A 19,119-nucleotide genomic window follows, 5' to 3' on the forward strand; every position below is an offset into this window, starting at 1 on the left:
GATCCCATGCACAAAGTGATCCCGGACCCCAACGGCCATCTCCACACGGGCGGCGGAAGCGCGGGCTCAGCGGATGGACCGGGTCCGCCCGCGGCAGCCGACGCTCGGCAGCGGCGGGCACCCGCGTTCGCCCGGATGCGTGCCGCGCGTGCCCACTTTGTGCACCAGATCCGTACGACACGCCGACCGCGGTACGGATCCCATGCACAAAGTGGCCCAACCAGCAACCACCGACGCCACGACCGTCACCACCCGCGGACCGCGCCACCGCGGACCGCCCCAGCCTGGGAACGCCCAGCCGCCGAGCGGCGCAACCACTTTGTGCACCACATCCGTACGACACGCCGACCGCCGTACGGATCCCATGCACAAAGTGATCCCGGACCCCAACGGCCATCTCCACACGGGCGGCGGAAGCGCGGGCTCAGCGGATGGACCGGGTCCGCCCGCGGCAGCCGACGCTCGGCAGCGGCGGGCACCCGCGCTCGGCCGGATGCGTGCCGCGCGTGCCCACTTTGTGCACCAGATCCGTACGACACGCCGACCGCCATACGGATCCCATGCACAAAGTGGCCCGTCCAGGCGCCGACGGGGCGCGCCACCACGCCGGCGTAGAGCGGGTTCGGTGGGTGGTACGGCGTGACCGGGGGCTGGTGTTTTACGGCGCTCGGAGGGTGAGGCCGAGGCCGGCTCGGGTGAGGAGGGTGAGCGTGTTCTGGGTGCGGGTATAGGTGACCGTGGTCCCGACGGTCGCGATGATGGCGGCTTCTACGGGGGCTGAGCCGGGTGGGCAGGGGTGGGTGGTGCGGGTGACGGCCGTGAACGTCAGTTGGGTGTTGGTGCGGGTGACGGTAGCGGTGAGGCGGTTGTGCCCGGTCCACGCGGTGAGGCGGTCGCCCTGGAACATCAGCCACGCTTCGGCCGCGCGGTGGTGGTAGTGGCGGAGGTCGGCGTTGGTGATGGTTGCGGCGACCTTCCATCGGGTGCCGTCGAGCGGGAGGTCCGGTTCCGCGATGCGCCGGTCCAGCAGGGTGATCGTCGTACCGTCTGCGTTCAGCGTGAGTTCGTCGCCGTTCAGCCGCCATGAAGGTCTGCTCATCAGGAATGCCTTCAACCACTCCTCCTGGTCTCGCAAAGGTGGTTGACTGCGGATCGCGGTACCGCCGAATCCGTCGATGTGGAGCGTTCCCTGAATCAGCAGTTGGCCGGCTGCGACGGCTACGGTCATCCGGTTGCGGCCGGCGTGCGCGCGTACGACGTCGTACACCCGCGGGCCGTCCGCGTTCTGGTTCGGCACCCGCTCGAACTCGAGCTGGATGCGCGTCCCCGGTACCAGCTCCCTGGACTCGCGGCCTTCCAGCACCGCCGTGGAAAGGTAGGCCTTGCCGAGGGGTGTCGGCCCCGCGTCCTGTGGCGCCATCTCGGATGCGAACTCGCGCAATCTGTCCAGCAGTACGTCGACATCCGCCGCGTGACCGGTGCGATCGATACTCAGCTGACCCTCACGATCGACGCGGACTGTCGTACCGATGCCGTACGACGCCTGTTCGCGGAGATGGTCCGCGTCAACGATCACCGTGCCGGGAGCGGAAGCACGATCCGCCACAGCGACACCGTACAGGTAAGAAAAGCTTTCCCAGAGCAGCGCCAGCGGACCCCAGGAACCGTTGAAGAACAGCACGCGACCGTCCGCAATCGCCGGCGCCAGCCATTCGGGCATCGTTGGATCCAATCGGATCGGCGCGAGGACGGAGACCCGTTCGGCGAGCGCGAAGTCGACCGCGGCCAGCGCGTCGTCGGGGAGGTCGAGGTACCGGTACAGCTTCTCCCGCGCGCCGGCCGAATGCACCGAGATCCCGAGCCGCCCGTCGTGCGAGTGCCAGATCAGAGCATCAGGATCGGAGGCAACCCCGCCGTACGGCATCGGACCGGGCCACGTCACGACCACGGCCGCACCCGCCCGCAGCCGATCGATCGCCTGCAACTGGGCGCGGTCGAGCTCGGGCAACTGCTCCATCACCTCCGAAGTATCGGCCCACCCATGCCGGGACGGCTACCCGGTTTCGGTCGTGCGCGGTACGCCGATCGACCCGCGCGTACGCCGTCCGAGGTGCGAGGCCCGCCTCCACGAGACGATGCGTCGAACGGCCGTGATCGCTGAGGGAGCTGATCCGACCGAACGACACCGGGCAGCACGCTTCTAACACTTGGAGCGCGGCACCTCGATGACCCACCGCACGGCGGTCGCCGTGGTGTCCGCCTCGATGGGTTGCTCTTGGCACGCCGTACTTGCGACTCATTGAACAGGTGTTTAATGTATTGAACATGCGTTCAACAAGGCAAGCCGACGACCTCTCGACGGCTGCGCGGATCCGGGACGCGGCGATCGTGCGGTTCGGGCGGGACGGGTTCGGGGCCGGACTGCGGGCGGTTGCGGCGGACGCGGGCGTGACCGCGGGCCTCGTGGTGCATCACTTCGGCTCGAAGGACGGGTTGCGCGCCGCGTGTGACGCGCATGTGCTGGGCGTGATCCGGTCCGAGAAGTTGAAGGTGACGACGCGCAGCCTCAATGCGATCACGCAGCTCGCCGACGTCGAGCAGTATGCGCCGTACGCGCTGTATTCACTGCGCAGCATGCAGGCGGGCGGCGAGCTCGGGCGGCAGTTCGTCGACCGGATGGCCGAGGACGCGCTCGAATACCTCGAGGTCGGCGTGCAGGCCGGGACGATCAAACCGAGCCGCGATCCGGTCGCCCGGGCCCGGTATCTGACGTATCACTACACCGGCTACCTGTTGCTGTGGATGTCGCTGTACGGCGGCCCGGTGGAAATCGAGCAGTTCCGGACCGAGCTACGGCGGCTGGCCGATGAGGTCACGCTGCCGGCCCTGGAACTGTTCACCGACGGTCTGCTCACCGATCGCACGATGCTCGACGACTACGTCGAGTACGTCAACGCTCCGCCCAAGCCCTAGGCCCGACGGAAGCAACCACACCCCGACACCCTCTCCCACGGAGGTTCGCTGTGCCCGATGCCCTCGCGATCTCGCAGTTGTACAAGTCTTTCGGTCAAGTGCGGGCCCTGGACGGCCTCGACCTGACTGTCCCCGCCGGCCAGGTCGCCGGTTTCCTCGGCCCGAACGGCGCCGGGAAATCCACCACGATCCGGATCCTCCTCGGCCTGCTCCGCGCCGACTCCGGCGAGGTGTCGGTGCTCGGCAAGCACCCGTGGTCCGACGCGGTCGCGCTGCATCGCCGGCTCGCGTACGTCCCCGGCGACGTCAGCCTTTGGCCGAACCTGACCGGTGGTGAAGCCATCGACCTGCTCTCCCGGCTCCGCGGTACGGCGAACCCCGCCCGGAAGAAAGAGCTCCTCGAACGCTTCGAACTCGACCCGACCAAGAAGGGCCGCACCTACAGCAAAGGGAACCGGCAAAAGGTCGCCCTCGTCGCCGCGCTGGCCGCGGACGTCGACCTCCTGATCCTCGACGAACCGACCTCCGGACTCGACCCGCTGATGGAAACGGTGTTTCAGCAATGCATCGCGGAGGTGAAGCAGGCCGGGCGCTCCGTGCTGCTGTCGAGCCACATCCTCGCCGAGGTCGAGAAGCTGTGCGACACCGTCACGATCATCCGCAACGGCCGCGCGGTCCAATCCGGCACGCTCACCGAGCTGCGCCATCTCACCCGGACGACGATCACCGCCACCCTCGAGCAGCCCCCGACCGGACTGGCCGATGCCGCTGGCATCCACGATCTGCGGTACGCGGACGGCGAGGTCACGTTCGACGTGGACGCCGACGAACTGCCGGCCGCGGTGCGGTTGCTCGGGCAGTACGGCGTACGCGCGCTGCACAGCGCACCGCCGTCCCTCGAGCAACTGTTCCTCCGGCAGTACGGCGACGAACTCGTCGGAGCGGACTCATGACCGAACTCACCGGCACCGGCACGCTGATTCGCTTCGCGCTGCGCAGGGATCGCGTGAAACTGCCCATCTGGATCGGTGCGATCGGCCTCGGCATGCTGTACGCCGTCAGCGCCCTGCCGACCGTCTACGGAACCCCGGAGGAACGCCGGGTTCGCGCCGACCTGATGAGCTCCCCCGCGGCGAAGCTGATGTCCGGCCCTGGCTACGGCCTCGACGACTACACGCTCGGCGCGATGATCAGCAACGAAATGGTGCTGTACCTCGCGATCCCGGCGGCGATGATGAGCATCTTCCTGATCACCCGGCACACGCGCGCCGAGGAAGAGACGGGTCGCGCCGAGCTGATCCGCTCCACCGTGGTCGGTCGGCACGCCGCCACCACCGCCGCGCTCGTCGTCGCCTTCATCGCCAATCTCGGCGTGGCGCTCGTGACCACCCTGGCGATGCTCAGCGGCGGCTTGCAGGCCACCGATTCCCTCGCGGTCGGTACCGGCATCGGACTCGCCGGATTGTCCTTCGCCGGCGTCGCGACGATCACCGTCCAGCTGACCGAGCACGCCCGCGCCGCGTCGAGTCTCGCGATGGCGGTGGTCGGCGCCGCGTTCCTGCTGCGCGCAGTCGGCGATGTCGCACAGCCCGGCGGCAACCTTCTGTCCTGGTTGTCGCCGTTGGCCTGGACACAACAGGCCCGTCCGTTCGTCGAGCTGCGGTGGTGGCCGTTGTCGCTGTCGGTCCTCGTCCTCGCCGCAACCGTAGCCTTTGGCTACCTCTTGTCGGCGCGCCGCGATGTCGGCGCGGGCGTCGTACGGCCGCGACTCGGGCGGGCCGATGCGGCCGGCTCGTTGTCGACACCGTTCGGCCTCGCCACCCGGCAGCAACGAGCCGGCCTGATCGGGTGGGGCGTCGGGCTGTTCGTGTTCGCCGTACCGATGGGATCGCTGAGCGATTCGGTGACCGATGCCGTCAGCAACAATCCGCAGCTGGCCGAGGTCTTCACCGCAACCGGTCAGGATCCACTCGATGCCTTCTACTCGACCATGGCGCTGTTCTTCGGCCTGTTGGTCGGTGCGTTCGCAGTGATCTCCGTACTACGCTTGCGTGCTGAGGAGCGCACCGGCCACACGGACGCCGCGCTCGCCACCGCGGTGTCGCGGCAACGGTGGTACTTCTCGTGGTTCGGATTCACCGCGGTCGCGTCCGCCGTACTGCTCGCGCTCAGCGGTCTGGGCATCGGCATCGGTGCGGCGACCGGAAGCGGCGGACCGGAGGCCCTCGGCAAGTCGGTCCTGGCCACCTTGGCGTTTCTGCCCGCGGTGTTGGTGGTGGCGGGTCTTGCGGCGGCGCTGTTCGGCGTACGGCCGTCCTGGTCGGCGCTGGCCTGGATCGTGGTCGGGTACGCCGCCTTCACCGGCTTGTTCGGTGCGCTGCTCGACCTGCCCGCCTGGGTCGCAGATCTGTCGCCGTTCGCGCACATCACGCCGAGCCCGCTGTCAGACCTCGAGGCAGCGCCGCTCGTCGTGCTCGCGATCCTCGCCGGTGGTCTCGCGGTGGCGGGCAGTACTGCCTTCACGCATCGCGACATCGAGGCCGGTTAGCCGATGCCCTCGCGGCTTTCGGGCTTGGCGGTGAGCCTGCGGTCGGACGAGTGGTGCGTGTGACCGTTGAGGCCGTTCAGCGGATGGCTGATGATCGGTCGCGGACGCAGGGCCGGGCGAGACTCCTGAGCTTGCGGTGCGGCATCGGCCTGCGGCTCGAGCTCGTCCGACGAGGCTTCCGAGAGGTCGCCGCGTTCGCCGTGCCAGTACGCGAGTCGTCCGGCGCGGCTGACCGCGCGCAGCCGGCGCTCGACGTCCGGCCGGCACTCGTCGGTGACCGCGAGCAGCAGGTGGTCGTTGGCGCGTAGCACGGTGTTCGGCTCCGGCACGAACAGCTTGTTGTCGCGGTGGATCAGCGTGATGACCGCCTCGCCAGGCAGCCGCAGTTCGGCGACCGTCACCCCGGCCAACCGGGAGCGCTCGGGCACGGTGAACTGGAGGACGGTGGCGTCCACCTCCTCCAGCGGCGCGGACTCGATCGTGACGTCCCGTGGAGCCATCGACTCCGCCACCCCCAGCCGGCGCGCGGCGAGCGGCAGCGTCGGCCCCTGGATCAGGGTGAACACGACCACCAGCAGGAAAACGACGTCGAAGATCCGTTCCGCCGAGGGCAGCCCGACGGTGATCGGAATGGTCGCGAGCACGATCGGTACGGCGCCGCGCAGGCCGGCCCACGACATGAACGCCTGCTCGCGCCACGGGATGCGGAACGGCGTCGCACACAACAGCACCGACAACGGCCGCGCGACCAGCAGCAACGCACCGCCGACGATCAACGCGGGAAGCAGCGCACCCGGCAGCCGGGACGGGCTCGCGAGCAACCCGAGCATCACGAACAGACCGATCTGGGCCAGCCACGCCAGCCCCTCCGCGAACCCCTGTGTGGTGCCGCGGTGCGGCAGCGCAGCGTTTCCCAGCCACAGACCGGCGATGTACACGGCAAGGAACGGACTGCCGCCGGCGATCCCCGCGGTGGCGAACGCGAGCATGGCGATCGCGATCGTCGCCAGCGGGTACAGCCCGGCGGCCGGCAGTGCGCTGCGGGACAGGATCCACTGCCCGACCCGAGCGATGGCCAGACCAACGACCGCGCCGATCACGAGCTGGCGCACCATCATCAACGCGACCGAACCGGCGCCCGCCTGGTCCCAGGCATCCGAGGTGACGACGGTGACGAGGATGATCACCGGCGGGTCGTTGAACCCGGACTCCGCCTCGAGCGTCGCCCGCAGTCTTCGTTGCAGCGGTAGCCGTCGCATGACCGCGAACACGGCCGCCGCGTCCGTCGAGGAAACGACCGCGCCGAGGAGCAGCGCCGTACGCACATCGACGTCGAGAGCCCAGTACGCCAGCCCGGCCGTCACCACAACACTGATCGCGACGCCCGCGGTGGCCAGCACGAGCGCGAGCCCGGCCGCGGGGCGGATGACCTCCCACCGCGTCGTCAGCCCGCCTTCGGCCAGGATCACCGCCAGCGCCAGCGAGCCGAGGATCATCGTGAGCCCGGTGTCCTCGAAGTGCAGGCCGAGGCCGGCCTCACCGATGGTGAGACCAATGGCCAGGTAGAGCAGCAGGCTCGGCAGTCCAGCCCGGATCGACACGCGGACCGCGGCGACCCCTGCAAGCAGGACCAGCGTCCCGGCCAGGACGACGGTGTTCAGGTCGGACGGGTTCATCGTCGGCCCGGGGTACGGAGAGATCGACAGTCACAGCGGACAACCGCGGCGCTCCGAACGCGCACGTCCGCCGCCCCCGCCGCAGAGCTCGCGGTCACGACAACTCCTCCCCTCCGGCCGGCTACACCTTCCTCCAGTCGGTCGTCGTACCCGGTGGAACGACCACCTCCTCACCAGTTTTCCGCCGTACCGAGTGCGGCTGTATGCGGTCTATCACCCATCTTTCGACGACCGGACTCAGAGCGACGTACGGCGGCGCGGGGGCGGCGGGGTGGTTCGACGGCGCCGGTACGACGGCGCGAGTGCGGGACGAGTGCGGCGGGGCCGGGTGGTCGCGCAACCGGCGAGGAGGTGCCGGAAGGACCGGGTGACCGGTGACCTTGGTCCCTTGGCAGCAGTGTCAACGGGCGTGGACTGGAGGTAGGCGAGGGGAGTCACTCGGACACGAAGCGGCGGGCCCCCTCCCCCGCGAACCGTGCCCGGTGTCTGCCGAACCCCGGCAGTCCACTCCCCTCGCCGCCACCCGCCGGCTTTGTGCATGGGATCCGTACGACCACCGGCGTGTCGCTACGGACACCGTGCACAAAGTCGCGGGAACCGGGTCACCAGCGGGAGTTCGGACCGCTGCCGGCGTGGCGTGTCAGCTCGACAGGACGAGTCGCCGACCAGGTGGTGCACTCGCGCGTAATCGGGTTCGCGCGCACGCCGGCCAGCGGCACACTTCCTGTCGAGCTGACACGCAGCCGGCGCCGTCGGGGCGATGGGCCGACCGAGGGGTCAGCGCTGCCCGGGCGCGCGAGTGGGCTGTCGGTCTGCGTGGGCGTTGCGCGGTTGGCCGGTGTCCGTGTGCGACTGGGCTGCACCGGCATCGACGGGCGCTTCCACGTCGGCGGCGGGGCGTTCTGCGCCGGCATCGGCGGATGGTTGGGCTCCGTCGGCAGGTTGACCGTCTGCGTCGCGGTACGCGGGTGGGGTGGGGGTATTGAGGGGTTCGTCGGGGGTGGGGGCTACTTCGGTGTCGGTCCAGGCTTTGCGGTGGGAGAGGAAGGTGGCGAGGGGGCCGGGCAGCTCGGCGGCGCGGTCGCCCCAGTCGTAGACGACGGCGGTGCCGGCGATGAAGTCGTGCAGGGCTCGGTGTTCGTGGTGCAGGAGGACCGGGAGGAAGCCGAGGCCGAACGCCAGCGTGTTCAACGGAAAGGCGAGCGTCCGCACGAACGCGGACCGCACCGGAAGCGTCGCGCCGTTCTTGCGGACGACGCGCAACCCGACGATCGACTTCCCCACTGTGCGCCCGGTGATCGCCAATCCGGTGAACACGTACAGGAAGGCCCACACCACCAGCGCGATCGTCGACACCCGCCCGGACCATCCGGTGAACGACGCGTCGAACAGCACGTTGATCAGCAACTTCAGTCCCGCGTGCGCGAGCGTGTACGTCGCCATCAGGATCCCGATGTCGATCAAACTCGCCACCGTCCGCGTGACCGCATTCGCATACCGGCCGGTCACCGTACGGCGGACCTGCGCCACAGCCGGCCCCCGCGCCCGCAGCAACTCGGGCGTGTCCGGCAGGTGCCGCCGATCACGCCGCAGCAACCGATCGACGACCCGCCCGACCAACGCATCCAGCCCGACGAGCTGCCGCCGCCCCAGATCAAGGGCCGATTTCGCCGCGTGACTCGTACTCGCTGCGACCACCTCGGGGACACCGGACCGGCGGACGACCGCCTCGAGGTCGACCTCGCGGAGTACGGCGTCCAGATCGATCGACTTCAGCAACTGGTTCAGGTCGGCGCGCTGTAAGAGCCGGTCGATGTCGATCCGGTCCAGGACCCGGTTCAGGTCGACGTTCTCGAGCAGGTCGTTCAGGTCGATGCGGTCGAGGACGCGGTTCTCGTCGATCCGGTCCAGCAACCGGTTGATGTCGATGCGTTCGACCAGCGCCTCGACGTCCACGAACTCCAGGACCACGTTCGGATCGATGGTCTCGGCGACGCGCCCCGTCATCGCCCCCGTGACCCGGCCGAGGAAGCCTTTCGAATCCCGCCGATCGGGTTTGTACAGGTTGGACGCCATGCGCTGCTCCACGTGGGGATCGCGGTCCCGTGCCGCTGCGGCTCGTGGCGTCAGGTGAGCGCCACAACACCCAGCGACTCCATCGTTGGCACAGCAACGAACAGCCCGCCTCATCCAAGTCGGATGAGGCGGGCCCGGACGACTGTGAGCTCAGATCGGCAACGGCTCGTAGTTGGCACCGAACGGCGCGTCGGGCCGGGTGAACTCGCCCATCAGGGCTCGCCGGAGTGGTGTGGTGCGCTCGAGGAACTCCGGGTCGTTGCCGAACCGGTCGGCCGGGCGCACCCACGGCGGGCTGTACACGTAGTGCGTGGTGAAGCGGTCGTAGTCGCCGTCGTGACGGAAGGTCCGGTGCCAGACGCCGTTGTGGAACACCAGGACCGACCCGGCCTCGGCACACACCACATGACCGATCGGTACGTCGCCCTTGTTCGCGCGCACCGAGTCCGGCAGCGGGACCCGCGACCGATGACTGCCGGGAATCAGCTCCATGTTGCCCATACCCGGCTCGGTCTGATCGGTCAGCAGGTACGACACCCGCAGCTGCAGCAGCGGCACCGGGTACCCGAGGTCCTTGAAGTCGTACGCCGACGACCCGTCCTGATGCCATCCGCCGTTGCCCGCATGCGCCGGCTGCATGGTGTTCCACCCGGCTTGCAGGACGAAACGGTCGCCGAGCAGCCCCTTCACCTTCGGCAGTACGTCGGGGTGGTCGATGAGCCGCTCCAGCACCGGCTCACTCTCGTACGTCCGCCCGATCTGCCCGAAGGCGCGATCGCGGTGCCCGTGCAGGCGTTGCGACACGTCGTACGCCTCGGCGGCCTCGTCCTTGGTCAGCACATCGGGGATCAGGAAGTACCCCCACGACTCGAAGATGAAGCGGTCGGTCTCGGTCAGCTCACCTTTGCCCACAACGGGATCAAGCATGGCTCTGTCCTCTTCCTCAGGGATGGCGGAACAGCGGTGATGGTCGAACAGCGGTCGGCAGGAATCACGACAGCGACGCCGGTACGTCGGCAGCGCAGCCACCGCCCCGGGGTGATCCGCGGGTGGGTGGCGAAGGGACCGGCGAACTACTCAGAGCCGCAGCGCGGGCGACCAACGCCGACGGCGGCTCGCCGGGCGGAGCACCGGCGAGATGAATGCGGCCACGAACCTGACGCGCGTCATGTCTCGACGATAGATCGATTTCCGGCCGACAGCACTCCCATCGAGCGCGTCGTCTCGCCTGTTGACACCCTCACGCCGGTCGCCTCGGCCTCACCGTGACGTGAACTGTGGGCGTCTGCTCAGCAGGAGAACGCCGAGAACGATCAGCCAGACGGCCCACAGGTAGCTGCCGATCAGGCCGCCGAGGTCCCAGACCGGGAAGTTCGGTACGGCGGTAGCGAGAATGTCGCCCTGGTTCACCAGGTAGAGCGCGCTCGCGATCAATCCGAGCCAGCCGGTCCAGGTCGGCAGCACCCGCGTTCTCAGAATGATGACGCTGACGGTCACCGACCACGCGATGCCGAGCAGTTGTCCGAGGTGCTCGCCCAGCAGCGCGCCGCCGTACTGGTGTTGCGCGGTCCATGCCGCGGCGATCGCCGTACGAGCGCCGACCCCGCCGGCCACGTAGGCGTCGGCCAACGGCGGTACGACGAAGACCCACCGCAGGAACCCGATCAGCGCCAGCACGACCGAGATCGCACCGGCGAAAGTTGCCGCGCGCAACGCCACGTCGTCGCGCCGGTCCAGCGCCGCCGGCAGCAACAGGATCGGCACCAGCAGGATCGCGTACGTCCAGGCGACCGCGAACCACGTCCACACCAGACCGGTCCCGCCGTCGGCGAACTCAGGCAGGACCACGTTCGCCGGTTCGCGCAGAATGTCGGGCCAGTCGAACGTCATCGACAGCACCGTCGCGGCCACCAGGAAGGCCCCGGTGGACACCAGAAGGAGAACGCCTGTCGTTCGCGCAATCCGCGGCCGCGGCTCATCCCCCGTCGCGGTTGCGGTGACCTTCGTCCGGCTACTGGTCGTGCTCATACGATCGCCCCCCGCACGACATCGATGCCGTTGCCTCCGAACCGGCAACGATCAATTCCCAGTCGCGCTACTGCCCAGCATCCTCCCGCCCGGATCGGGTGTCCATGTGGACAATCCGTGCCCCACCCGCGCATGCTGAATGCACAATCCGCAGCTCGCGCCGGGTGGGGATCATGGCGCACGAGCTTTGCGCTCCGGGGGGAGATTCAAATGGGTACTGTCATCGATCGGCGCGGCCTGACCACCGACGTCCGAAAAACGGCGACGATCACCGGGTGGCTCATGGTCGCCACTTTCGTGACCTCGATTCCGGCGTATTTCTTCTGCTACGCGCCGGTGCGAGATCACCCCGAGTACATCACCGGCATCGGACCGGATCCGACCGCGAGCGTGGCGCTGGGCGCGGTGCTCGAACTGTTCCTGATCATCGCCAACGTCGGGACCGCGGTCGTGCCGTACGCGATCTTCCGGCGCTACAGCGAGTCCCTCGCGCTGGGGTACGTGACCGCGCGGGTGCTCGAATGCACGTTCATCGCGATCGGAATCATCAGCATGCTGACCTTCCTGCTGATGCGGCAGGACGGTACGGCGGGTGACAATGCGGCCTTCGGCGAAACCTTGGTCGCGATCTACGACCGGTCGTTCCTCGTCGGCCCGGGCTTCTTCGCCGTCGTCGCGAACGGAATGATCCTCGGTTACTTGATGTTCCGCTCCGGATTGGTACCGCGCGGGCTGGCAATTCTCGGGCTGATCGGAGGTCCGCTGCTGGCGGCGTCCAGCATCGCGGTGATGTTCGACCTCACCGAGCGGGGCTCGACGATTCAGGGTCTGGCAACGATTCCGGAGTTCATCTGGGAGCTCTCGTTCGGCATTTACCTGATCGTCAGGGGATTCCGGCCGTCGCCGATTCTGGAGGCTGCTCCGCGATGAATTCAGGCCGGGTCCGGTCGGACGCCGGTCAGTTCGGCGGTGCGCGTCCACAGGCGCGCACGCAGCAATGGGTCGCCGGCCCGCGGGTCGACGCGGGCCGGGCCTACGCCGCCGAACAACTCGCCGAACTTCCGCGGCCCGTAATAGCCGCCGCCAAGGGCCTCGGGCGCCGTTGCCGCGAACAGCAGCGGCAACGTGCCCTCGGGTACAGACTGCGACACGGCTTTCGTCATGGCGTTGAGGGGCTTCGCGAACCGGCCGAGTCCTTGGTTGCGCGCGCCCGCGGCGGCAATCTCCGTGGCGGTGAAGCCCGGGTGGGCGGCCAGGCTGATGACGGACGAGTCCGCGGCCCGCAGCCGCTCCTGCAGTTCGAGCGCGAACATCAGGACCGCGAGCTTCGACTGGGAGTACGCGTACGCCATCCGGAAGCGCCGCCGCTCGAAGTCGAGGTCCTCCACGTCGAATCCTTTACCGCGCTGCGCGATGCTCGACACCGCGACGACGCGGGCCGCATCCCCGGCCCGCAACGCCGGCATCAGCTGCCACGTCAACGCGGCGTGACCGAGATGGTTCGTGGCCAGGATCGACTCGTGCCCGTCGACGGTACGGCGTAGCTTCCCGGCCGGAATGCCCGCGTTGTTGATCAGCAGCTCGACGCGATCGCCCGTACGCTCCCGGATCTCGGCCGCGGCCGCACGCACCGAGCCCAGGTCGGAGACGTCGAGCAGGACGAGCTCCCCGCCGACGGCGGCCGCCGCAGGCTCGCCGCGCTCGCGGGACCGGCAGGCGAGGATCACGCGCGCCCCTTTGCCGGCGAGCACGGTCGCCGCGCGCAGGCCGAGGCCCGAGTTCGCACCGGTGATCACGACCGTACGGCCGCTCTGGTCCTTGATGTCGTTCTCGCCCCAAGCGGCCATGGACGAGGATGCTAGCCCGTGGCAAGGTCCCGGCCGCCGCCCGTTCCGCGTCGCGCACGGTCGGCGTGGCAGATGGACTCGGCCGGTAGGCGTTGACGAGGATGCTGCAGGAAGTTTGAGATCGCGTGACGTTCGGCGTCCGCCCGGGATCGTGACCTCCTGACCGCGTTAGACAGGTGCCGTCAGAGAGTCGGAGCAGGTTGGGGCAGTGAGTCTTTCGATGGACGTCCACCGGAGTGTCCGGTCGGTGCTCGCCGCTGCGCTCAGACGAGTCGTTCGCCGCCGTGCCCCCGGCGCGGGTCCCGCGGACACCAGGTTGCACGACTGGACCGACACCGAGCTGTACTCGGTCTGGTGCGCGACCGGCACCGAGCTCCTCAAGGCAGTGCCTGCCGAGGACGCCGGCCGCACGCTGACTGCCTCCGAGGCGCGCCGCTACCTGATCACCGAGATCGAGCGCCGCCGTCCCCGCGAAGCGTCGGCCTGGCTCACGTCGTCCTCGGCCCTCTCCGGCGAACCCCCGAGGTTCCTGCTGCGCTGAGCCCTGAGTTCGTACCGCGGTTGTGGCTGCGGTTGTTGCTGCGGTGCGTCCGGGATGCCGGGTCGTTGACGCGGACATTGAGAGTTCTTGACGTTCTGCGGCGAGCGTTCACCGCGGGTGAGGTCGTGGATTACGGTCGCGCTCAGGCGCGGCCCGTGAACAGGCGCGAGGGCCGGGCCGGTCGGGTGCCGGACGGCGATCGTTGAGGGGCGACCGCCGCCCGCACCCGCCACCCTCCCGCATCACCCAGCACCACCGAGCAGCACCGAGCACCGTCTGGCACCGGCAGCGCGCCACGCCGTGCGGACCAGCGGGAAAGCGTTTTCGAGGTGATCCTTGTCAGGAGGAACACCGCCAAGGCCGGCCGTACGTGAGGAGCTCGACAGATGCGCTCTCCTTCCCCCACCGATCGGACCGCCCCGACGCCGACGCAGATCGCCACGCTGTGGATCGCCGGTGCATTCATCGCGTTGGCGAGCTTCGGTCTTGTGCGCCACATCGATGCCTTGAGCCCCTGGGTGCCGGGGCCGGATTCGGTGGTGTTCGGGCTCTTCAACGCGCCCGTCACAGACACCGTGGTGCACTTCGCGCTCGGCGCGGCCGGACTGTTCGCGGCCGGATCGATCAGGTCCAGTCTGATCTTCCTGTCCGCGACCGGCGTCCTGCTTCTGCTCCTGGTTGCCTACGGGCAACTCGACCCGAGCCCGCCGCTGCCCGGCGTCATCCCCACGCAGGCCGCCGACGTGGTGCTGTACGTCCTGCTCGCCGCCGCCACGGTCGTCGCGTGCGTCGCCGCCCTCGCCCACCGCAGGATCCCCGTCCGGCGGTAGCTCAGTCCACCTGCACTCACGTCTCGCCCGGCAGGCAGCAGATCAGTCCGCGTCCGCTCGCTTCTCGTCGGCATCGTGGACGCGGACATGCACGTCCGACGCGATGTCCAGCGCCAGCAACGCACACTGCAGCGACTCGAGATCAGGCTCGCCGCCGAACGGTACGGCGTACAGACACAGCGCACGCCGGCCGTCGGTTGTCCATCCCGCTTCCTCGATCTCGCCCGCGTCGTCCAGCAGCGGCTCCCAGCCGTCCTGCGCCAGATGCTCGAACGCACTGCGCAGATCGGCCTCGTACAGCGACAGGCCGGCCTCGCCCTCGGCGCCTTCCAGACAGTTGTCCCAAGCGGCCTCGACGAGCGGATCCTGCGGCGCGGGCACATCGGTCGACGGGCGCGGCAGCACGAGATACCCGGTGCCGGTCAGCGGATCCAGGTAGGCGGTGTGAGCGGCGAACTCCATCACAGTCACGTCGACGTAGCCGGGGTGGCTGGGTTCGCGATCAGGTCGATTCACAAGCGGTGATACCTCACAGGACCGGGTCGGGCGGAGCCGGCAGCGCGGCGGGTCAGGCGGCCTCGACGTCGAAGACGCGGTCGAGGCCGGTACGACGCAGTACGTCGGACATCTTGCGGCTGGCGTGCCGGATCACGACTCCGCCCCCGCGCTGACGGCAGACGCGGTGGGTGTCGAGCAGGGCGGCGAGCACCGTGGACGACAGCTCGGCGAGATCGGACACGTCGATGACGACCAAGCTCGCTCCGTCCATCACCAGCCCGCGCAGCCGCCAGCGCAGCGACGTCAGCCCGCCGATCAGGTCGGCCTCCGTGATCGTCACCACGGCCTTCTGCGGGAGCGGACTGTGCAGCGCGTCGGTCATCGAAGGTCGCCTTCCGGAGAATGTGGCAGTACTACCAGCCCTACCAGCCTGCGCTACCGACATTGAGAACGCTCGGCGTCCTTCTTGACGATCGGATGACATCGGGCACCCCGCGGCAACGATCGAGCTGTTGCTTGCGACCATGGACCCATGCCGATGCAGGTCCTGATCGTGGAGGACGACGACCGTATCCGGGCTGTCCTGCGCCTGGCCCTCGAGGACGAGGGGTACCAGGTAGCCGAAGCAGCCGATACCCCGTCGGCGCTGGCCGAGGTACGGTCCTCGATGCCCGACCTGATGATGGTCGACCTGATGCTCGGGGAGGTCGACGGCTATACCTGCATCCGGGAGGTGCGGCGACTGAGCGACATCCCGATCGTCATCGTCAGCGCCCGCTCCGACACCCACGACATCGTCGCCGGGCTGGAGGCGGGCGCGGACGACTACGTCACCAAACCCTTTCAGGTCAAGGAGATCACCGCGCGGCTGCGTGCCCTGCGCCGGCGGCTGCGCAGCAGCACCGACCCCGTCGAGGCCGACATCGTCCTGGATCCGGCCGCGGACCACCGGCTGGTGCTGTCGACGTCGCGTGGCGCGGTCACGCTCAACGGCAAGGACGTTCCGCTGACCGTCACGGAGTACCGCCTGCTGGTCGAGCTGGCGCAGCCGCCGGGTCGGGTGCTGAGCCGATCGGCGCTGCTGGCGTCGGTCTGGGAGCACGGGTACTACGGGGACGAGCGCATCGTCGACGTGCACATCCGCAGGCTGCGCACGAAGATCGAGCGCGACCCCGGCAAGCCGCAGCTCGTGGTCACGGTGCGAGGGATGGGCTACCGGCTGGATCCGCAATGAGCACAGGGCTGCGCGTACTGAGCCGTCCGTGGGGTTTGCGGCGCCGACTCGTCGTCGTTTTCGCGCTGGTCGCCCTGCTCGTGTCGGCGGTCTTCGCCGTCAGCACCTACCTCATTTCCCGCAGCTATCTGCTCGCCCAGCGCGAACACGTCGTACAGCACCAGGCATTCGCCGATGCCGTGTTCGTGCAACGCCGGCTGCAGAGCGCGGGCGCCGACGTCTCCGCCATCCTGACCGCGGCCGGAACACCCGCCGGACACACGATCATCCTCAACTGGCGAGGTCAGTGGTACGCGTCGGCGCTCGATCAGGGCCAGGACGCCATCCCGGCCTCGGTACGGCGGGACGTCGCAGCCGGTACTGCGTCCAGCCAACGTTTCCACACCGCGGACGGGCCGGCGATGGCAGTCGGCGTACTGGTTCCGTCGGTCGATGCGGAGTTCTACGAGATCGCTCCACTGCACGAGCTCGACGGGACGCTGCGATTGCTCAGTGGGATCCTGCTCGGCAGTGCGTTGCTCGCGACGGCCGCCGGGGCAGCGCTCGGGGTGTGGGGCAGTCGTTCGGTGGTCACGCCGCTGAATCGGGTTGCGGCGACAGCTGCGTCGATCGCGGGCGGGGATCTTGATCGGCGGTTGCCTGCCACGCTGGACCCTGAGTTGGCGACGATCGTCGGTTCGTTCAACAGTATGGTCGACACGCTGCAGCAGCGAATCAATCGTGATGCTCGGTTGGCCGCGGACGTTAGCCACGAGTTGCGTTCGCCGTTGACGACGCTGGTCGGCAGTGTCGATCTGCTCAACGCGCGCCGCTCCGAGTTGTCAGAACGATCCCAGCGCGCTCTTGATCTGGTGACCGCCGACCTGCAGCGCTTCCGGCGCCTGCTCGAGGATCTGCTGGAGCTCGCGCGGTCGGACGGCGGGCTCGATGCGCGACCCAGCACGGCTGTCGAATTGGCACCGCTGCTGCGGCAGGTGCTCGGCGAGGTGGGATGCGATCAGTCGCTGCTGTCCTGCCCGGAGGATCTGTCGGTGCTGGCCGACAAACCTCGGCTGGGGCGCCTTTTCCGCAACCTGTTCGAGAACGCACAGCGCCACGGCGACGGGTTGGTCGGTGTGCAGGCGGCGCGATCCGGGGAGGACGTCGTGGTGTTCGTCGACGACAACGGCCCCGGCGTACCCGCCGACGACCGGGAGCGAATCTTCGAACGCTTCGCCACCGGGCCCGCCAAACGCGGCTCGTCCTCCGGCACCGGTCTCGGCCTGGCGCTGGTCACGGAAACGGCGGCCGCCCACGGCGGTGCGGTCTGGTGCACGACAGCCCCTGGCGGCGGAGCCCGCTTCGTCGTCAGGTTGCCGGAGGCATCCACATGAACCGGCGTCCGCTCCGCGATGCGTGGTCGATGGCAACGATCGTCCTGGTTGCCGTGGCGGCACTACTGGTCGGATGCGGCGTACCTGTCCAGAACGAGCCGAGTCCGATCGACCCGGCCGCCGTACCGACGCGGCTCCACAGCCCCACCTCGCCGCGCTCCGCTCCCCCGGCCGCAACCCCGGGCCGGGCGACGATCCAGGTGGTCTTCGTCCAGAAGGAGCAGCTCGTCACGCTGGTCCGCGACGCCTCCGACCCCGATCCCTCGGACCGCCTCCAGACGGTGATCGCCGCATTGCTGGCCGGCCCGACCGCGGCCGAGCAGGCGAACGGCCTGACCTCCGCCCTTCCCCCCGACCTCCAACTCTCCGTCGGCGCCATTGAAGGCACCCGTCTCGAGCTCGAACTTTCCGGGGAGACCGGTGGTCGTTCCGCCGCCGAGAACGTCTTGGCAGTCGGGCAGATCGTCCTCTCGGTCACCGCCGTACCGGGGATCGACGAGGTGACGTTCTCCCGGGACGGCAAACCGGTCGAAGCCCTGCTCGCCGACGGTGCCCTCACCGGCGCGCCCTTGAAGGCCACGGATTTCGCCGCCCTCCGCGCCCGCTGACGCAGCTCTGAACAGCTGCGGGCCGGGGTGGGTGATTGTTGCCTCGACACCTAGTTGCATGCGGCGTCAGATTGTTTCCGGGCCGGAGGCTGCGTCGGGATTGAGGCAATATTGAGAGTTCTTGACTTTTTGCCCTTGAACGTTCCAATGACCCAGCGGTTTGCCTAGCGTCCTTGCCCAGGTTCGGTGGATTCGTTGGCGCGAAAGCCGAGCCCGGTGGATGCCGGCGGCGCCCGCAGACGCCGTCGGCATCCCACCCCAGACCCCGGTGCCCCGTCCACCCGCAGCCCGTCGGTCCGTCCCCCGCAGCCCGTAACCGTCAGGCAGCGCCAGTTGGGCTTGACCTCGGCCCCGGTCCTGCGCTGTCTCGAGTAACCGTCAGGCAGCGCCAGTTGGGCTTGACCTCGGCCCCGGTCCTGCGCTGTCTCGAGTAACCGTCAGGCAGCGCCAGTTGGGCTTGACCTCTGCCCCGGTCCTGGGCTGTCTCGACGGTGCTGATCGTCGAGGGTTCGCTCGGCATCCGGGTCGGAGCCTCCTGAGTGACCGTGGTCATAGTGGATCGCGCGGGCCAGACACGATGGGTGACCCCCTCGTGTTGGGGCTTCTCTGTTGGTACACGAGCAGACAACCCCCAACACGAGCGGATGTCCCACCCTTGTGAGCGATCCGTGGGTGGCCCGGGTGACCGAGTTGCCGCCCACGTTGGACCACGCCCGACCGCGCTCGACCGCGCTCGACCGCGCTCGACCGCGCACCGCCGGTCAGATGACCGCTGATCGGATCGCCGCCGACCGGATCACCCGTTGCTGGAGCCGCATCTGTGGAGGGTTTTCCCGCGTATGGCGGTCAAAAGCCTCCAGTGTCGTGCGGAAAACTCTAGCGGGTCG

18 protein-coding genes are annotated in these 19,119 nt (G+C 68.8%); 10 read left to right on the top strand and 8 right to left on the bottom strand.

Going from position 1 to position 19,119, the window contains the following annotated elements; all coding sequences use genetic code 11:
- Positions 1 to 658: 658 nt before the first annotated feature.
- A complete protein-coding gene (locus AB0B82_RS13715) occupies positions 659 to 2,017 on the bottom strand; it encodes an META domain-containing protein (RefSeq protein ID WP_360166620.1) in 1,359 nt (452 codons plus the stop codon).
- 308 nt (positions 2,018 to 2,325) lie between these two features.
- Here AB0B82_RS13715 and AB0B82_RS13720 point away from each other — a divergent pair, with 308 nt between their 5' ends.
- The 3 genes from AB0B82_RS13720 to AB0B82_RS13730 are packed head-to-tail and all read left to right on the top strand — an operon-like array spanning position 2,326 to position 5,521.
- Entirely contained in the window at positions 2,326 to 2,973 is a 648-nt protein-coding gene (locus tag AB0B82_RS13720) for a TetR family transcriptional regulator (RefSeq protein ID WP_360166568.1), read from the top strand.
- A gap of 50 nt (positions 2,974 to 3,023) precedes the next feature.
- A complete protein-coding gene (locus AB0B82_RS13725; RefSeq protein WP_360166571.1) occupies positions 3,024 to 3,926 on the top strand; it encodes an ABC transporter ATP-binding protein in 903 nt (300 codons plus the stop codon).
- Positions 3,923 to 5,521, top strand: coding sequence for a polyketide antibiotic transporter (locus AB0B82_RS13730; protein ID WP_360166574.1), 1,599 nt, complete (start codon positions 3,923 to 3,925; stop codon positions 5,519 to 5,521). The genes AB0B82_RS13725 and AB0B82_RS13730 overlap by 4 nt, the downstream gene beginning before the upstream one ends.
- On the opposite strand, the gene AB0B82_RS13735 is transcribed toward AB0B82_RS13730, so the two are convergent.
- The 4 genes from AB0B82_RS13735 to AB0B82_RS13750 all read right to left on the bottom strand — a co-directional run bounded on the left by AB0B82_RS13735 (position 5,518) and on the right by AB0B82_RS13750 (position 11,301).
- Positions 5,518 to 7,197, bottom strand: a complete 1,680-nt coding sequence (locus AB0B82_RS13735) for a potassium/proton antiporter (RefSeq protein ID WP_360166577.1) — start codon at positions 7,195 to 7,197, stop codon at positions 5,518 to 5,520. The genes AB0B82_RS13730 and AB0B82_RS13735 overlap by 4 nt on opposite strands.
- 777 nt (positions 7,198 to 7,974) lie before the next feature.
- Complete coding sequence (locus tag AB0B82_RS13740; protein ID WP_360166579.1) at positions 7,975 to 9,273, bottom strand: RDD family protein; 1,299 nt, start codon at positions 9,271 to 9,273, stop codon at positions 7,975 to 7,977.
- Positions 9,274 to 9,423: 150 nt separating this feature from the next.
- The gene (locus AB0B82_RS13745) at positions 9,424 to 10,200 is read right to left on the bottom strand and encodes a phytanoyl-CoA dioxygenase family protein (RefSeq protein ID WP_360166582.1); all 777 of its coding nucleotides are present in this window, start codon (positions 10,198 to 10,200) and stop codon (positions 9,424 to 9,426) included.
- 333 nt (positions 10,201 to 10,533) lie between these two features.
- A complete protein-coding gene (locus AB0B82_RS13750; protein ID WP_360166585.1) occupies positions 10,534 to 11,301 on the bottom strand; it encodes a DUF4386 domain-containing protein in 768 nt (255 codons plus the stop codon).
- Between the two features lie 210 nt (positions 11,302 to 11,511).
- On the opposite strand from AB0B82_RS13750, the gene AB0B82_RS13755 reads away from it, so the two are divergent.
- Positions 11,512 to 12,231, top strand: a complete 720-nt coding sequence (locus tag AB0B82_RS13755) for a DUF4386 domain-containing protein (protein WP_360166588.1) — start codon at positions 11,512 to 11,514, stop codon at positions 12,229 to 12,231.
- A gap of 2 nt (positions 12,232 to 12,233) precedes the next feature.
- On the opposite strand, the gene AB0B82_RS13760 is transcribed toward AB0B82_RS13755, so the two are convergent.
- A complete protein-coding gene (locus AB0B82_RS13760; protein ID WP_360166591.1) occupies positions 12,234 to 13,148 on the bottom strand; it encodes an SDR family NAD(P)-dependent oxidoreductase in 915 nt (304 codons plus the stop codon).
- 208 nt (positions 13,149 to 13,356) lie between these two features.
- Here AB0B82_RS13760 and AB0B82_RS13765 point away from each other — a divergent pair, with 208 nt between their 5' ends.
- Entirely contained in the window at positions 13,357 to 13,689 is a 333-nt protein-coding gene (locus AB0B82_RS13765; protein WP_360166594.1) for a hypothetical protein, read from the top strand.
- A 386-nt stretch (positions 13,690 to 14,075) separates the two neighbouring features.
- Positions 14,076 to 14,519 carry a DUF4383 domain-containing protein gene (locus AB0B82_RS13770; protein ID WP_360166597.1) on the top strand — a complete coding sequence of 148 codons (444 nt, stop codon included), beginning with the start codon at positions 14,076 to 14,078 and terminating at the stop codon, positions 14,517 to 14,519.
- Between the two features lie 42 nt (positions 14,520 to 14,561).
- On the opposite strand, the gene AB0B82_RS13775 is transcribed toward AB0B82_RS13770, so the two are convergent.
- Positions 14,562 to 15,035: a hypothetical protein gene (locus AB0B82_RS13775; protein WP_360166600.1), complete on the bottom strand. Its 474-nt coding sequence runs from the start codon at positions 15,033 to 15,035 to the stop codon at positions 14,562 to 14,564.
- A 52-nt stretch (positions 15,036 to 15,087) separates the two neighbouring features.
- Entirely contained in the window at positions 15,088 to 15,399 is a 312-nt protein-coding gene (locus AB0B82_RS13780; RefSeq protein WP_360166602.1) for an STAS domain-containing protein, read from the bottom strand.
- A gap of 150 nt (positions 15,400 to 15,549) precedes the next feature.
- On the opposite strand from AB0B82_RS13780, the gene AB0B82_RS13785 reads away from it, so the two are divergent.
- From AB0B82_RS13785 to AB0B82_RS13800, 4 genes are all read left to right on the top strand, one after another.
- A complete protein-coding gene (locus AB0B82_RS13785) occupies positions 15,550 to 16,251 on the top strand; it encodes a response regulator transcription factor (protein WP_360166605.1) in 702 nt (233 codons plus the stop codon).
- Positions 16,248 to 17,624: a HAMP domain-containing sensor histidine kinase gene (locus tag AB0B82_RS13790; protein ID WP_360166608.1), complete on the top strand. Its 1,377-nt coding sequence runs from the start codon at positions 16,248 to 16,250 to the stop codon at positions 17,622 to 17,624. Before AB0B82_RS13785 ends, AB0B82_RS13790 begins: the two co-directional genes overlap by 4 nt.
- Positions 17,621 to 18,232, top strand: a complete 612-nt coding sequence (locus tag AB0B82_RS13795; protein WP_360166611.1) for a GerMN domain-containing protein — start codon at positions 17,621 to 17,623, stop codon at positions 18,230 to 18,232. Before AB0B82_RS13790 ends, AB0B82_RS13795 begins: the two co-directional genes overlap by 4 nt.
- 681 nt (positions 18,233 to 18,913) lie before the next feature.
- The coding region (locus tag AB0B82_RS13800) for a hypothetical protein (protein WP_360166614.1) at positions 18,914 to 19,119 on the top strand (206 nt) is incomplete at its 3' end.

Source organism: Kribbella sp. NPDC048915, assembly GCF_040649595.1.
GTDB lineage: Bacteria > Actinomycetota > Actinomycetes > Propionibacteriales > Kribbellaceae > Kribbella.